10 protein-coding genes, 2 tRNA genes and 3 rRNA genes are annotated in these 16090 nt (G+C 57.7%); 14 read left to right on the forward strand and 1 reads right to left on the reverse strand.

Features of this window, described 5'->3' with window-relative positions:
* Nucleotides 1–7 precede the first annotated feature (7 nt).
* Genes mrcB through LRS11_RS10675 form a run of 3 tightly spaced genes read left to right on the forward strand, consistent with a single transcriptional unit; the run spans nucleotide 8 to nucleotide 3386 of the window.
* A complete protein-coding gene (gene mrcB, locus LRS11_RS10665; protein ID WP_260496781.1) occupies nucleotides 8–2323 on the forward strand; it encodes a penicillin-binding protein 1B in 2316 nt (771 codons plus the stop codon).
* A gap of 23 nt (nucleotides 2324–2346) precedes the next feature.
* On the forward strand, nucleotides 2347–3057 hold the full coding sequence (locus LRS11_RS10670) for a tetratricopeptide repeat protein (protein WP_260496782.1): 711 nt from the start codon (nucleotides 2347–2349) through the stop codon (nucleotides 3055–3057).
* Complete coding sequence (locus tag LRS11_RS10675; protein ID WP_260496783.1) at nucleotides 3057–3386, forward strand: YqcC family protein; 330 nt, start codon at nucleotides 3057–3059, stop codon at nucleotides 3384–3386. The genes LRS11_RS10670 and LRS11_RS10675 overlap by 1 nt, the downstream gene beginning before the upstream one ends.
* Nucleotides 3387–3404: 18 nt before the next feature.
* Here the strand turns inward: LRS11_RS10675 and LRS11_RS10680 are convergent, their stop codons facing one another.
* Nucleotides 3405–3848: a DUF4124 domain-containing protein gene (locus tag LRS11_RS10680; protein WP_260496784.1), complete on the reverse strand. Its 444-nt coding sequence runs from the start codon at nucleotides 3846–3848 to the stop codon at nucleotides 3405–3407.
* A gap of 406 nt (nucleotides 3849–4254) precedes the next feature.
* On the opposite strand from LRS11_RS10680, the gene LRS11_RS10685 reads away from it, so the two are divergent.
* The 11 genes from LRS11_RS10685 to rrf all read left to right on the forward strand — a co-directional run bounded on the left by LRS11_RS10685 (nucleotide 4255) and on the right by rrf (nucleotide 15934).
* The gene (locus LRS11_RS10685) at nucleotides 4255–5985 is read left to right on the forward strand and encodes an acetolactate synthase 3 large subunit (protein WP_260496785.1); all 1731 of its coding nucleotides are present in this window, start codon (nucleotides 4255–4257) and stop codon (nucleotides 5983–5985) included.
* 2 nt (nucleotides 5986–5987) lie between these two features.
* On the forward strand, nucleotides 5988–6479 hold the full coding sequence (ilvN, locus tag LRS11_RS10690; protein WP_173203892.1) for an acetolactate synthase small subunit: 492 nt from the start codon (nucleotides 5988–5990) through the stop codon (nucleotides 6477–6479).
* Between the two features lie 45 nt (nucleotides 6480–6524).
* Entirely contained in the window at nucleotides 6525–7541 is a 1017-nt protein-coding gene (gene ilvC, locus LRS11_RS10695; RefSeq protein ID WP_260496786.1) for a ketol-acid reductoisomerase, read from the forward strand.
* Nucleotides 7542–7695: 154 nt separating this feature from the next.
* On the forward strand, nucleotides 7696–8523 hold the full coding sequence (pssA, locus tag LRS11_RS10700) for a CDP-diacylglycerol--serine O-phosphatidyltransferase (protein ID WP_173203896.1): 828 nt from the start codon (nucleotides 7696–7698) through the stop codon (nucleotides 8521–8523).
* Between the two features lie 63 nt (nucleotides 8524–8586).
* Nucleotides 8587–9588 carry a protein-methionine-sulfoxide reductase catalytic subunit MsrP gene (gene msrP, locus LRS11_RS10705; protein ID WP_260496787.1) on the forward strand — a complete coding sequence of 334 codons (1002 nt, stop codon included), beginning with the start codon at nucleotides 8587–8589 and terminating at the stop codon, nucleotides 9586–9588.
* The gene (msrQ, locus tag LRS11_RS10710) at nucleotides 9588–10229 is read left to right on the forward strand and encodes a protein-methionine-sulfoxide reductase heme-binding subunit MsrQ (protein WP_260496788.1); all 642 of its coding nucleotides are present in this window, start codon (nucleotides 9588–9590) and stop codon (nucleotides 10227–10229) included. The genes msrP and msrQ overlap by 1 nt, the downstream gene beginning before the upstream one ends.
* A 509-nt stretch (nucleotides 10230–10738) precedes the next feature.
* Nucleotides 10739–12275 (forward strand): 16S ribosomal RNA (locus LRS11_RS10715).
* Between the two features lie 93 nt (nucleotides 12276–12368).
* Nucleotides 12369–12445: transfer RNA gene (locus LRS11_RS10720), tRNA-Ile, on the forward strand.
* 30 nt (nucleotides 12446–12475) lie between these two features.
* A tRNA-Ala gene (locus LRS11_RS10725) sits at nucleotides 12476–12551 on the forward strand.
* 236 nt (nucleotides 12552–12787) lie between these two features.
* A 23S ribosomal RNA gene (locus LRS11_RS10730) occupies nucleotides 12788–15680 on the forward strand.
* A 138-nt stretch (nucleotides 15681–15818) separates the two neighbouring features.
* Nucleotides 15819–15934, forward strand: a 5S ribosomal RNA gene (gene rrf / locus LRS11_RS10735).
* Together the 16S, 23S and 5S rRNA genes with 2 tRNA genes alongside form the textbook arrangement of a ribosomal RNA operon.
* Nucleotides 15935–16090: the final 156 nt, after the last annotated feature.

Consider the following 16090-nt stretch of genomic DNA (forward strand, 5'->3'; position numbering starts at 1 on the left):
CCGCGCCATGACTCGTTCCCGTACTCCGCGCAAAAGCGCCAAACGCCGCTCCGGCGCCTCTCGTCCCTGGCTTGGCTGGGCTCTCAAACTCGCATTGGTCGGGCTGGTGGTGCTGGCCGGCTTCGCCGTGTACCTGGATGCGGTGGTGCAGGAGAAATTCTCCGGCAAGCGCTGGACCGTGCCAGCCAAGGTCTATGCGCGGCCGTTGGAGCTGTTCGTCGGGCAGAAACTGGCCAAGCAGGACTTTCTCACCGAACTGGATGCCCTCGGCTATCGCCGCGAAAGCGCCGCCGATGGTCCGGGCGCGGCGGTGGTCAATGGCAATCTGGTCGACTTGCATACCCGCGGCTTCCAGTTCTATGACGGCAACGAGTCGGCGCAGCGCCTGCGTGTGCGCTTCTCCGGCGCCTACGTGGCCGGACTCAGCCAGGGGAATGGCAGCAAGCTCGACGTGGCGCGCATGGAACCGCTGCTGATCGGCGGCCTGTACCCGGCGCACCACGAAGACCGCATCCTGATCAAGCTGGAGCAGGCACCGCCTTATCTGGTGGAAACCCTGGTGGCGGTGGAGGATCGCGAGTTCTTCAACCACTTCGGCGTGTCGCCCAAGGGTATCGCCCGTGCGGTGTGGATCAACGCCACGGCCGGTCAGCTGCGTCAGGGCGGCAGTACCCTGACCCAGCAGCTGGTGAAGAACTTCTACCTGACCAGTGAGCGCAGCCTCAGCCGCAAACTCACCGAGGCCATGATGGCCGTGCTGCTGGAGCTGCACTACGACAAGAAGGAAATTCTCGAGGCGTACCTCAATGAGGTATTCCTCGGTCAGGACGGCCAGCGCGCCGTGCATGGTTTCGGTCTGGCCAGCCAGTATTTCTTCAGCCAGCCGCTGGGTGAGTTGAAGCTGCATCAGGTGGCGTTGCTGGTCGGTATGGTCAAGGGACCGACCGTCTACAACCCGCGGCGCAATCCTGAGCTGGCCCTGAAACGGCGCAACCTGGTGCTCGATCTGCTTGAGCAGCAAGGCGTGGCGAGCGCCGAGCAGGTGGCGCTAGCCAAGCAGCAGCCACTGGGTGTGACCAAGCGCGGCAGCCTGGCCGATAGCTCCTTCCCGGCCTTCCTCGACCTGGTCAAGCGCCAGCTGCGCGAGGATTACCGCGACGAAGACTTGACCGAGGAAGGTCTGCGCATCTTCACCAGCTTCGATCCGATCCTCCAGCTCAAGTCCGAGGCCGCCCTGAGTGAAACGCTCAAACGTCTGGGCGGGCGCAAAGGTGTGGATGAGGTCGAGGCCGCCATGGTGGTGACCAATCCGGAGAATGGCGAGATCCAGGCCATGCTCGGCAGCCGCCAGCCGCGTTTTGCCGGCTTCAACCGCGCGCTGGATGCCGTGCGGCCGATCGGCTCGCTGATCAAGCCTGCGGTTTACCTGACGGCATTGGAGCGCCCGAGCCAGTACACCCTGACCAGTTGGCTGGCCGATGAACCGTTCTCGGTGAAGGGCCAGGACGGCCAGGTCTGGCGCCCGCAGAATTATGACCGCAAGGCCCACGGCACCATTTACCTGTACCAGGGCCTGGCCAACTCCTACAACCTGTCGACTGCCAAACTCGGCCTGGAACTGGGCGTGCCGGAAGTACTCAAAACCCTTGAGCGCCTGGGTGTCGATCGAGAGTGGCCGGCTTATCCATCGATGCTGCTCGGCGCCGGCGCGCTGAGTCCGATGGAAGTGGCGACCATGTACCAGACCCTGGCCAATGGCGGTTTCAATACACAGCTCCGCGGTATTCGTAGTGTGCTGACCGCCGAAGGGGAGCCGCTCAAGCGTTACCCCTTCCAGATTCAGCAGCGCTTCGATGCCGGTGCCATCTACCTCACGCAGAACGCCATGCAGCGGGTGATGCGCGAAGGTACCGGGCGTTCGGTGTACAGCCAGTTGCCGTCATCGCTGACCCTGGCTGGCAAGACCGGCACCAGTAATGACTCGCGCGATAGCTGGTTCGCCGGTTTCAGCCAGGATCTGCTGGCCGTGGTCTGGCTGGGCCGCGACGATAACGGCAAGACGCCGCTGACCGGTGCCACCGGTGCACTGCAGGTCTGGACCAGCCTGATGGCCAAGGCTGACCCGCTGCCGCTGGACATGCCGCAGCCGGACAATGTGGTGCAGGCCTGGGTGAATGCCGGCACCGGGCAGGGCTCGGCAGCCGGTTGTCCGAATGCGGTACAGATGCCGTATATTCGCGGCAGTGAGCCGCCGGCAGGTGCCGCTTGCGGGGCGGCGCCGGATGAGGCGGTGATGGATTGGGTGCGTGGCTGGCTCGAGTGAGGCGGCCGATAGAGAGGAAATACATGAGCAAGTGGTGGTTGTGTCTGGTGGTGACGTCGGCCGTGCTGAGCGGTTGCAGCACGGTACCGCGTGGTTCGATTCCGGTAGTGGATGCCAGTGGCTCGCTGCGTGCGGATGAGCAAGGTGAGGGTGGCGGCGGTTATACGCCAGCGGCTCCAGCCCAGGCGCAGAGCCTGCCGCAGGACTCCGGTGTGGTGGTGATGGTGCCGGGCGGCGTGTCTTCCGCGCCGCTGCAGACTTATCCGGATGGCAGCAGCTCCATGCCTTCCAGTATCAGCTCGGCACCGCTCAGCACCGGGCCGATTTCCTCGGCCGGCAGCTATTCCCCGAGTGCGCCGAGCATGCCTAGCGGGATCCCCACGGGCGGTGGTTTGAGTGCCGATGAACAGCTCGATGGTCCGGTGCTGGCGCTGCTCAGTACGGCGCAGCAGCAGCAAAGCAGTGGTGATCTGAACGGTGCCGCCTCCAGCCTGGAGCGCGCCCAGCGCATCGCGCCACGCGAGCCGCAGGTGCTCTATCGTCTGGCCGAGGTGCGTCTGGCCCAGGGTGATGCCGCCCAGGCCGAGCAGTTCGCCCGGCGTGGTCTGACCCTGGCTAGCGGGCGCCCGGCGCTGCAGGCGGGGCTGTGGGACTTGATTGCCCAGGCCCGTGAGCGTCAGGGTGATGCGGCCGGCGCAGCGCAGGCGCGCGCGCAGGCCAAGGTCAGCATGTGATGGATGAGCGTCTGCCTGCAGTGGCCGAGCAGTTGCTGCTGATTGAGCGGGAGTTGCGCGTATTGGGCTGGTGGGCGGATACACCGCCATCGGCAGAGGCGCTGGCCAGTCGCGAGCCTTTCTGCGTTGACACGCTGTCGTTCGAGGCCTGGTTGCAGTGGATATTCCTGCCGCGCATGAAAAGCCTGCTCGAGGCTTCTGCGCCGTTACCCAATGTGTCGGGCATCAGGCCGATGGCCGAAGAAGCCTACCGTGGGCGCGAGCGGCAGGCATTGGCGCTGCTGACCGCATTGGGTAACTTCGATCGGCTGATTGGTGGCGCGGGCTAGCTCGCGCCACTCATCGTTTTACTGGCAGTTCTCAGCGATGGCTTTCTCGGCTTCGCTAATGCGTTCCTGACGTTCTTCTTCTGTCAGACGGCGCATCTCATCCTTGCCTTCTTCCTGCACGCGCACGCGCGGATTGTTCTGCAGTTGGGACAGGTTGGTGCGCACTGTCTCGCAGTACTGCTTGCGCTCGGCCTCCTGCTTGGCCACATCTTCCTTGACCTTGCTGTCAATCGCCTTCTGCTCGTCTGTATCGGCTACCGCTGCGGCAGGCTTCGCGGCTGCTGGGGCGGGTGTCTTCGGCGTGGCCACGTTGGTGTTGATGCTGGTCGCCTGCTGCCCTTCCGGCGGCTGTGAGCCAAAGTGGGTGTTGCCTTGCGCGTCCACCCATTTATAGACCTGGCCGGCCATGGCTGTGGTGCTCAGGGCGAGCAGCAAACTGCCGGTGAGAATCAAGCGACGCATGTTGTTTCCTTTTATTGGCTGCAGAACCTAGTCGTTACTATAACCAAAACCCGGCAAACGTCATCCTGCGGCATGTCACAGCTCTCAGACGAAGATTCCGTGCGCGATAGCTTGACTTAGTGTGCGCTAATCAGAACAATCCCACGTTCCGTTGTAGTGGGGTCCGCCGCAAGCGTCCCCCAGCTCAGCGAAAAAAGGTGCTACCCGCGCCGACCCCCGTTACACCCGCAACGCGTTACCTCGCGCTGGGAAGGAAAGGCTCCGCAAGATTGAGCCATTCCGTTACTCGTCAAGCAGACCTCGTAGTATCCGCGACCACAGTCGCCGCCTGTTTGCTGACCAGTAAGACCTACTTCAAGGACCACTCGTTGACGGGTGGTAATCTGGCGTTCTAGAGGTGAACAACGTGGAGCTTTTATCCGGCGCTGAAATGGTCGTCCGCTCGCTGCGTGACGAAGGCGTGAAGTATATCTATGGGTACCCGGGCGGTGCCCTCCTGCACATCTACGATGCCCTGTTCAAAGAGCCGGAAGTGACCCACATCCTGGTGCGTCACGAGCAGGCTGCTACCCACATGGCCGACGGCTATGCTCGCGCCACCGGCAAGGCCGGCGTGGTGCTGGTGACCTCCGGTCCGGGTGCGACCAATGCCATCACCGGCATCGCCACCGCCTACATGGACTCGATCCCGATGGTCGTCATCTCCGGTCAGGTGCCCAGCACCGTGGTCGGTACCGATGCCTTCCAGGAAACCGACATGGTCGGTATTTCCCGCCCGATCGTGAAGCACAGCTTCATCATCAAGCATCCTTCGGAAATCCCCGAAGTGATCAAGAAAGCCTTCTATCTCGCCCAGTCCGGCCGCCCAGGCCCGGTGGTCGTGGATATTCCGAAGGACATGGGCGATCCGTCGCAGAAGTTCGAATACAGCTACCCGAAGAAGGTCAAGCTGCGTTCCTACAGCCCGGCTACCCGTGGTCATTCCGGGCAGATCCGCAAGGCTGCCGAGATGCTCCTGGCTGCCAAGCGTCCGGTCATGTATTCCGGCGGCGGCGTGGTCATGGGCGGCGCTTCCGAGCCGCTGACCGAGCTGGCGCGCATGCTTAATATTCCGGTGACCAACACCCTGATGGGCCTTGGCGCCTTCCCGGGTAACGATCGCCAGTTCGTCGGCATGCTCGGCATGCACGGCAGCTACACCGCCAACCTGGCCATGCACCACGCCGATGTGATCCTGGCTGTCGGCGCGCGTTTCGATGATCGGGTGATCAATGGTGAAACGGGCGCCAAGTTCTGCCCGAACGCCAAGATCATCCATATCGACATCGACCCGGCTTCGATCTCCAAGACCATCAAGGCCGACATCCCGATCGTCGGTCCGGTGGACAGCGTGCTGACCGAGATGGTCGCCATCCTCAAGGAGATCGGCGAGACCCCGAACAAGGACGTCGTTGCCAGCTGGTGGAAGCAGATCGACGAGTGGCGCGGTAGCGGCCGCCTGTTCCCCTTCAACGAGGGTGACGGCAGCATCATCAAGCCGCAGAGCGTGATCGAAACCCTCAGCGAAGTGACCAAGGGCGACGCCTTCATCACCTCCGACGTCGGTCAGCACCAGATGTTCGCGGCGCAGTACTACCGCTTCAACAAGCCGAACCGCTGGATCAACTCCGGTGGCCTGGGCACCATGGGCTTCGGTTTCCCGGCGGCCATGGGCGTCAAGCTGAACTTCCCGGAGGCCGACGTGGCCTGCGTTACCGGCGAAGGCAGCATCCAGATGAACATCCAGGAACTGTCGACCTGCCTGCAGTACGACCTGCCGGTGAAGATCATCAACCTGAACAACGGTGCGCTGGGCATGGTTCGCCAGTGGCAGGACATGCAGTACAGCAGCCGTTACTCGCACTCTTACATGGAATCGCTGCCTGACTTCGTCAAGCTGGCCGAGGCCTATGGTCACGTGGGCATGCGCATCACCGACCTGAAAGACCTCAAGCCGAAGATGGAAGAAGCCTTCGCCATGAAGAACCGCCTGGTATTCCTCGACATCGCCGTGGATACCAGCGAGCACGTGTACCCGATGCAGATTCGCGGCGGTGCCATGCGTGACATGTGGCTGAGCAAGACGGAGCGGACCTGAACATGCGCCATATCATCTCCCTGTTGCTGGAAAACGAACCCGGCGCCCTGTCGCGCGTGGTGGGCCTGTTCTCCCAGCGCAACTACAACATCGAAAGCCTGACCGTGGCGCCGACCGAAGACCCGACCCTGTCGCGTCTGACGCTGACCACCGTAGGGCATGACGATGTGATCGAGCAGATCACCAAGAACCTCAACAAGCTGATCGAAGTGGTCAAGCTGGTGAACCTGTCGGAAAGCGCGCACATCGAACGCGAGCTGATGCTGGTCAAGGTCAAGGCCACCGGCGCCCAGCGCGCCGAGGTCAAGCGCACCACCGACATCTTCCGCGGACAGATCGTCGACGTGACCAGCAGCGTCTACACCATTCAGCTGGCCGGCACGAGCGACAAGCTGGACAGCTTCATCCAGGCCGTCGGCACTGCGTCGATCCTGGAAACCGTGCGCAGTGGCGTCACCGGCATTGCCCGTGGCGACAAAGTACTCAGTATCTAACTCTTTAGCGAACGGCCCACGAGGCCAGAAAATAGGGGACCTCCCATGAAAGTGTTTTACGACAAAGACTGTGACCTCTCGATCATCCAGGGCAAAAAAGTCGCCATCATCGGCTACGGCTCCCAGGGCCACGCCCAGGCGTGCAACCTGAAAGACTCCGGCGTTGACGTGACCGTCGGCCTGCGTCCAGGTTCGGCCACCCGTGCCAAGGCTGAAGCTCATGGTCTGAAAGTGGCTGACGTGCCGGCTGCCGTTGCTGCTGCTGACCTGGTCATGATCCTGACCCCGGACGAGTTCCAGTCCCAGCTGTACAAAAACGAAGTCGAGCCGAACATCAAGAAAGGCGCGACCCTGGCCTTCTCCCACGGCTTCGCCATTCACTACAACCAGGTTGTTCCGCGTGCCGACCTCGACGTGATCATGATCGCGCCGAAGGCCCCGGGCCACACCGTGCGTTCCGAATTCGTCAAAGGCGGCGGCATCCCTGACCTGATCGCCATCTACCAAGACGCTTCCGGCAATGCCAAGAACGTTGCCCTGTCCTACGCCGCTGGCGTCGGTGGCGGCCGTACCGGCATCATCGAAACCACCTTCAAGGACGAGACCGAAACCGACCTGTTCGGTGAGCAAGCCGTTCTTTGCGGCGGTTGCGTTGAACTGGTCAAAGCCGGTTTCGATACCCTGGTTGAAGCCGGTTACGCGCCGGAAATGGCCTACTTCGAGTGCCTGCACGAGCTGAAGCTGATCGTCGACCTGATGTTCGAAGGCGGCATCGCCAACATGAACTACTCGATCTCCAACAACGCCGAGTACGGTGAGTACGTCACCGGTCCGGAAGTCATCAACGCCGAATCCCGTCAGGCCATGCGCAACGCTCTGAAGCGCATCCAGAACGGCGAATACGCCAAGATGTTCATCCAGGAAGGCGCCTCGAACTACGCTTCGATGACCGCTTACCGCCGCAACAATGCCGCTCACGGCATCGAAGTGGTTGGCGAGAAGCTGCGTGCGATGATGCCGTGGATCGCTGCCAACAAGATCGTCGACAAGGCCAAGAACTAAGGTCTTCCGACGTTCTAAAAGACGCGGCTACGGCCGCGTTTTTTTATGCTCGTTGCGGGCTTCTGGTATAAAGCCCATTCGTTTGCAGGGCGCTGGCGAACCTAGTTCGCCGGCTCCGGTCGAAGTCTAACCACACCGTTGCAAGGTATTGTTCATGAACGAACGTCCTGAGGAATCCGGCTCTGCCCCCCAAGGGGAAAGCATTCTGCCTATCGATGAGCATGTGGAGGAGGGGCACGATGCCGAAGGGCGCAAGGTGCGCCATCGTGGCATCTACCTGTTGCCTAACCTGTTCACCACCGGCAACCTGTTTGCGGGTTTCTTCGCCATTATCAGTGCCATGAATGGCAAGTACGAGTACGCGGCGGTCGCGATCTTCATCGCCATGGTGCTCGATGGTCTGGATGGTCGAGTAGCACGGCTGACCAATACCCAGAGCGCATTTGGCGCCGAGTATGACTCGCTGTCCGACATGGTCGCCTTTGGTCTGGCACCGGCGCTGCTGGCCTATCAGTGGGCCTTGTCTGAGCTGGGCAATGTCGGGCTTACGGTCGCCTTCATCTATACGGCTTGCGCCGCGTTGCGTCTGGCCCGCTTCAATACCCAGATCGGCAAGGTCGACAAGAAGTGGTTTGTCGGTCTTGCCAGTCCGGCTGCTGCGGGGGTTGTCGCCGGCATGGTCTGGGCACTGAAGGACTTTGGTGTCGATGGCGTGGACATGCCTGTGCCAGTGGTCATGCTCTATGCTTTGCTGGTGGCCATGGCTGGCGTGCTGATGGTCAGCAACATCAAGTTCTACAGTTTCAAGGATCTTGATTTCAAAGGACGCGTGCCTTTTGTGGCGATGCTGGTCGTGGTTCTGGTGTTTGCCGTGGTCTTCAGTGACCCACCGCGTATTCTGCTGCTGATCTTCCTGGCCTATGCGGCTTCTGGTCCTGTGCAATATTTGTTGCAACTGCGCCGTCACAAGGCTGCCGAGTAATGTAATTTCCTGCCGGCTCCGCGGTCTATTGGCGCATCAGTCGTCCTTAGCTGCGGAGCCACCATGCTGATCAAAGTTCCCCTCGCGTCCGCTGCGCGCGAATCCGAAGTCACTCCCGAGTCTGTCTATCTCTCACGTCGCACCTTTATGGCGGCAGCCGGTGGTCTTGCCGCTCTGGGTGCACTGCCGCTACGGGCGGAGAATTCGCGCTATGCCGATGTCGAGGCTGCTAGCAATCCCGCCTGGTTCACCGAGAAGCTTCCAGGCGTGCAGTGGGGGGCGGTCACGGCAGGCGATGAAGCCCTGACGCCATTCAAGGATGCCACGCACTACAACAATTTCTATGAGTTCGGCACCAACAAGGGGGATCCGGCGCGATATGCCGACAAACTTGAAGTAGAGCCCTGGACCGTAATGATCGACGGCGAGGTGGCCAAGCCGGGGCCGGTTTCTCTGGAGTCTCTGGTGCAGCCTCATCGTTTGGAGGAGCGCATCTACCGGCTGCGCTGTGTCGAGGCCTGGTCGATGGTGATTCCCTGGCTGGGTTTCCCTCTGGCGGATTTGCTCAAACGTGCGGAGCCAACCAGCAAGGCGAGGTATGTACGCTTCGAAACCAGGGTTGCGCCCGAGCAGATGTCCGGCGTGCGTTCGGGCTTTTCCTTGATCGACTGGCCGTATCGCGAGGGATTGCGTCTGGATGAGGCGATGCATCCGCTATCTATCATGGCTGTCGGGCTCTATGGGCGCGTATTGCCCAATCAGAATGGGGCGCCATTGCGTCTGGTGGTGCCATGGAAGTACGGCTTCAAGAGTATCAAGTCGATCGTACGCATCAGTCTGGTTGCCGAGCAGCCTGCAACCACCTGGGAGAGCCTGGCGCCTGATGAGTATGGCTTCTATGCCAACGTCAATCCGCAAGTCGATCATCCGCGCTGGAGTCAGGCAACCGAGCGCCGCCTGCCCAATAGCCTGTTCAGTCCGAATGTGGTGTCGACCAAGCTGTTCAATGGCTATGACGAAGTTGCCTCTCTTTATAGTGGTCTGGATCTGCGGAAGTACTACTGATGCGTTATCGAGTCTGGCGAATCGTTGTCTTCCTCCTGGCGTTGTTTCCTCCTGTGCTGTGGCTATATATGGGGCTGACTCAGCAATTGGGGCCTGATCCCGGCAAGGTTCTGGTGGATAACCTGGGGCAGGGGGCGTTGATCCTGCTACTGCTGACGTTGAGCATGACGCCTTTGCGCCGTCTGAGCGCTTGGGGTGGGTGGATTGCTGTGCGCCGTCAGCTCGGCTTGTGGTGCTTTACCTATGTCCTGTTGCACGTTGCGGGATATCTGACGTTTATCCTGGGGTTGCACTTTGATCGACTGCTGGATGATCTGAGTGAGCGGCCTTACATCATTGTCGGTGCCATGGCCTTTGTCGGGCTGTGGCTCCTGGCCCTTACCTCGAATCACTACAGTGTGCGCAGGCTGGGCGCGCGTTGGCGGCAGCTGCACAAGCTGGTCTATGTAATCCTCGTTCTGGGGCTGCTGCATATGCTCTGGGTTGCGCGCTCCGACATCGGCGAATGGGTGTTTTATGCCGTGTCTGGCTCGGCTTTGCTGATGTTGCGCATTCCGGCTGTGGCAGCCTGGCTCTCGGCTCGTCCGGGGAAGGTAAAAAGTTTCAGAAAGGCGTTGACGGCGAAATCTGCGGGCCTATAATGCGCACCTCTTCCGGCGCAGCCTGATCTGAAAACTCCTTGCTAAACAAGAAGTTAGATGAAAATAAAGGTTGCGGCGGTGGCGGATTCGAGTAGAATGCGCCGGGCTGACAGGGTGGTGGTTTGATCCTGTTAGTGCTTTGGTTCGAAAGAGCTGAAGAAGCTTGAAAGAGGTGGTTGACAGCGAGTTTGAACGCTGTAGAATTCGCCTCCCGCTGATGTGAAGCGAAAGCAGATCGGAAGCGCAAGCGGTTGAGAAGAAACGAAAAATTCTTCGAAACTGGTTGACAGAAAGAAAGGCTGCTGTAGAATGCGCGGCCTCGGTTGAGACGAAAGACTTAATCGAAACGCTCTTTAACAACTTGAATCAAGCAATTCGTGTGGGTGCTTGTGGAGTAAGACTGTTAGTCGCAAGATTATCAGCAACACAAGTAACTCTTCGTGAATTCAAAGAGTTTATTTGCGATTGCTGAGCCAAGTTTAGGGTTTTCTCAAAACCCAAGCAGTATTGAACTGAAGAGTTTGATCATGGCTCAGATTGAACGCTGGCGGCAGGCCTAACACATGCAAGTCGAGCGGTAGAGAGGTGCTTGCATCTCTTGAGAGCGGCGGACGGGTGAGTAATGCCTAGGAATCTGCCTAGTGGTGGGGGATAACGTTCGGAAACGGACGCTAATACCGCATACGTCCTACGGGAGAAAGCGGGGGATCTTCGGACCTCGCGCCATTAGATGAGCCTAGGTCGGATTAGCTAGTTGGTGAGGTAAAGGCTCACCAAGGCGACGATCCGTAACTGGTCTGAGAGGATGATCAGTCACACTGGAACTGAGACACGGTCCAGACTCCTACGGGAGGCAGCAGTGGGGAATATTGGACAATGGGCGAAAGCCTGATCCAGCCATGCCGCGTGTGTGAAGAAGGTCTTCGGATTGTAAAGCACTTTAAGTTGGGAGGAAGGGTAGTAACCTAATACGTTGCTACTTTGACGTTACCGACAGAATAAGCACCGGCTAACTTCGTGCCAGCAGCCGCGGTAATACGAAGGGTGCAAGCGTTAATCGGAATTACTGGGCGTAAAGCGCGCGTAGGTGGTTCAGCAAGTTGGATGTGAAAGCCCTGGGCTCAACCTGGGAACTGCATCCAAAACTACTGAGCTAGAGTACGGTAGAGGGTAGTGGAATTTCCTGTGTAGCGGTGAAATGCGTAGATATAGGAAGGAACACCAGTGGCGAAGGCGACTACCTGGACTGATACTGACACTGAGGTGCGAAAGCGTGGGGAGCAAACAGGATTAGATACCCTGGTAGTCCACGCCGTAAACGATGTCGACTAGCCGTTGGGATCCTTGAGATCTTAGTGGCGCAGCTAACGCATTAAGTCGACCGCCTGGGGAGTACGGCCGCAAGGTTAAAACTCAAATGAATTGACGGGGGCCCGCACAAGCGGTGGAGCATGTGGTTTAATTCGAAGCAACGCGAAGAACCTTACCTGGCCTTGACATGCTGAGAACTTTCTAGAGATAGATTGGTGCCTTCGGGAACTCAGACACAGGTGCTGCATGGCTGTCGTCAGCTCGTGTCGTGAGATGTTGGGTTAAGTCCCGTAACGAGCGCAACCCTTGTCCTTAGTTACCAGCACGTTATGGTGGGCACTCTAAGGAGACTGCCGGTGACAAACCGGAGGAAGGTGGGGATGACGTCAAGTCATCATGGCCCTTACGGCCAGGGCTACACACGTGCTACAATGGTCGGTACAAAGGGTTGCCAAGCCGCGAGGTGGAGCTAATCCCATAAAACCGATCGTAGTCCGGATCGCAGTCTGCAACTCGACTGCGTGAAGTCGGAATCGCTAGTAATCGTGAATCAGAATGTCACGGTGAATACGTTCCCGGGCCTTGTACACACCGCCCGTCACACCATGGGAGTGGGTTGCTCCAGAAGTAGCTAGTCTAACCGCAAGGGGGACGGTTACCACGGAGTGATTCATGACTGGGGTGAAGTCGTAACAAGGTAGCCGTAGGGGAACCTGCGGCTGGATCACCTCCTTAATCGAAGACTTCAGCTTCTTCATAAGTTCCCACACGAATTGCTTGATTCACTTGCGAAAAGCGATTGGGTTATTACCCGAGAGTAAGACGATTGGGTCTGTAGCTCAGTTGGTTAGAGCGCACCCCTGATAAGGGTGAGGTCGGCAGTTCGAATCTGCCCAGACCCACCAATTGTCAAGGGATGTGGCCAGTCCGTAGATGGGGCCATAGCTCAGCTGGGAGAGCGCCTGCCTTGCACGCAGGAGGTCAGGAGTTCGATCCTCCTTGGCTCCACCATTAACTCTTGAATCGCTGAAAGCTTAGAATTGAATGCTTATGTATGAAGCATTGAATTCTGGTCTTTGCGCCAGAACTGTTCTTTAAAAATTTGGGTATGTGATAGAAGTAGACCGATGTGTTGCTTTCACTGGCAGCATATCGAGTCAAGGTAAAATTTGCGTGTTCTCTATGCAAATTTTCGGCGAATGTCGTCTTCACGTTTGAGACAGTAACCAGATTGCTTGGGGTTATATGGTCAAGTGAAGAAGCGCATACGGTGGATGCCTTGGCAGTCAGAGGCGATGAAAGACGTGGTAGCCTGCGAAAAGCTTCGGGGAGGTGGCAAACAACCTTTGATCCGGAGATGTCTGAATGGGGGAACCCAGCCATCATAAGATGGTTATCTTGTACTGAATACATAGGTGCAAGAGGCGAACCAGGGGAACTGAAACATCTAAGTACCCTGAGGAAAAGAAATCAACCGAGATTCCCTTAGTAGTGGCGAGCGAACGGGGATTAGCCCTTAAGTGGCTTTGAGATTAGCGGAACGCTCTGGAAAGTGCGGCCATAGTGGGTGATAGCCCTGTACGCGAAAATCTCTTAGTCATGAAATCGAGTAGGACGGAGCACGAGAAACTTTGTCTGAATATGGGGGGGACCATCCTCCAAGGCTAAATACTACTGACTGACCGATAGTGAACTAGTACCGTGAGGGAAAGGCGAAAAGAACCCCGGAGAGGGGAGTGAAATAGATCCTGAAACCGTATGCGTACAAGCAGTGGGAGCCCACTTTGTTGGGTGACTGCGTACCTTTTGTATAATGGGTCAGCGACTTATATTCAGTGGCAAGCTTAACCGAATAGGGGAGGCGTAGCGAAAGCGAGTCTTAATAGGGCGTTTAGTCGCTGGGTATAGACCCGAAACCGGGCGATCTATCCATGGGCAGGTTGAAGGTTGGGTAACACTAACTGGAGGACCGAACCGACTACCGTTGAAAAGTTAGCGGATGACCTGTGGATCGGAGTGAAAGGCTAATCAAGCTCGGAGATAGCTGGTTCTCCTCGAAAGCTATTTAGGTAGCGCCTCATGTATCACTGTAGGGGGTAGAGCACTGTTTCGGCTAGGGGGTCATCCCGACTTACCAAACCGATGCAAACTCCGAATACCTACAAGTGCCGAGCATGGGAGACACACGGCGGGTGCTAACGTCCGTCGTGAAAAGGGAAACAACCCAGACCGTCAGCTAAGGTCCCAAAGTTATGGTTAAGTGGGAAACGATGTGGGAAGGCTTAGACAGCTAGGAGGTTGGCTTAGAAGCAGCCACCCTTTAAAGAAAGCGTAATAGCTCACTAGTCGAGTCGGCCTGCGCGGAAGATGTAACGGGGCTCAAACCATACACCGAAGCTACGGGTATCACTTAGGTGATGCGGTAGAGGAGCGTTCTGTAAGCCTGTGAAGGTGAGTTGAGAAGCTTGCTGGAGGTATCAGAAGTGCGAATGCTGACATGAGTAACGACAATGCGAGTGAAAAACTCGCACGCCGAAAGACCAAGGTTTCCTGCGCAACGTTAATCGACGCAGGGTTAGTCGGTCCCTAAGGCGAGGCAGAAATGCGTAGTCGATGGGAAACAGGTTAATATTCCTGTACTTCTAGTTACTGCGATGGAGGGACGGAGAAGGCTAGGCCAGCTTGGCGTTGGTTGTCCAAGTTTAAGGTGGTAGGCAGAGTGCTTAGGTAAATCCGGGCGCTTAATGCTGAGAGCTGATGACGAGCGTTCTTTTAGAACGTGAAGTGGTTGATGCCATGCTTCCAGGAAAAGCTTCTAAGCTTCAGGTAACTAGGAACCGTACCCCAAACCGACACAGGTGGTTGGGTAGAGAATACCAAGGCGCTTGAGAGAACTCGGGTGAAGGAACTAGGCAAAATGGCACCGTAACTTCGGGAGAAGGTGCGCCGGTGAGGGTGAAGCATTTACTGCGTAAGCTCATGCCGGTCGAAGATACCAGGCCGCTGCGACTGTTTATTAAAAACACAGCACTCTGCAAACACGAAAGTGGACGTATAGGGTGTGACGCCTGCCCGGTGCCGGAAGGTTAATTGATGGGGTTAGCGCAAGCGAAGCTCTTGATCGAAGCCCCGGTAAACGGCGGCCGTAACTATAACGGTCCTAAGGTAGCGAAATTCCTTGTCGGGTAAGTTCCGACCTGCACGAATGGCGTAACGATGGCGGCGCTGTCTCCACCCGAGACTCAGTGAAATTGAAATCGCTGTGAAGATGCAGTGTATCCGCGGCTAGACGGAAAGACCCCGTGAACCTTTACTATAGCTTTGCACTGGACTTTGAATTTGCTTGTGTAGGATAGGTGGGAGGCTTTGAAGCGTGGACGCCAGTTCGCGTGGAGCCAATCTTGAAATACCACCCTGGCAACTTTGAGGTTCTAACTCTGGTCCGTTATCCGGATCGAGGACAGTGTATGGTGGGTAGTTTGACTGGGGCGGTCTCCTCCTAAAGAGTAACGGAGGAGTACGAAGGTGCGCTCAGACCGGTCGGAAATCGGTCGTAGAGTATAAAGGCAAAAGCGCGCTTGACTGCGAGACAGACACGTCGAGCAGGTACGAAAGTAGGTCTTAGTGATCCGGTGGTTCTGTATGGAAGGGCCATCGCTCAACGGATAAAAGGTACTCCGGGGATAACAGGCTGATACCGCCCAAGAGTTCATATCGACGGCGGTGTTTGGCACCTCGATGTCGGCTCATCACATCCTGGGGCTGAAGCCGGTCCCAAGGGTATGGCTGTTCGCCATTTAAAGTGGTACGCGAGCTGGGTTTAGAACGTCGTGAGACAGTTCGGTCCCTATCTGCCGTGGACGTTTGAGATTTGAGAGGGGCTGCTCCTAGTACGAGAGGACCGGAGTGGACGAACCTCTGGTGTTCCGGTTGTCACGCCAGTGGCATTGCCGGGTAGCTATGTTCGGAAAAGATAACCGCTGAAAGCATCTAAGCGGGAAACTTGCCTCAAGATGAGATCTCACTGGAGCCTTGAGCTCCCTAAAGGGCCGTCGAAGACTACGACGTTGATAGGTTGGGTGTGTAAGCGCTGTGAGGCGTTGAGCTAACCAATACTAATTGCCCGTGAGGCTTGACCATATAACACCCAAACAATTTGCTGTTTGTGTGTCTCGACAGAAGTCGACAAACCGAAAATTTGCCTGAACACGCACTACCAACTGATATCACATACCCAATTAGCTGTAGCGACTAAACACCGAGACAGCAACCGAATTGCTTGACGACCATAGAGCGTTGGAACCACCTGATCCCATCCCGAACTCAGTAGTGAAACGACGCATCGCCGATGGTAGTGTGGGGCTTCCCCATGTGAGAGTAGGTCATCGTCAAGCTCCTATCCCCAAACCCCCAATCCGTGAAAACGGGTTGGGGGTTTGGCTTTGTGCGAAAGAAAAGCTCAAGGCCATAGCCCGGGACGGGAGCGTAGGGGCGCTTCTTGTCTTGCAGCGCTTGCTGGTTTGTTGCTCTACTCTTGCCTGCATAGCGCG

Source organism: Pseudomonas sp. J452 (assembly GCF_024666525.1).
Taxonomy (GTDB): Bacteria; Pseudomonadota; Gammaproteobacteria; order Pseudomonadales; family Pseudomonadaceae; genus Aquipseudomonas.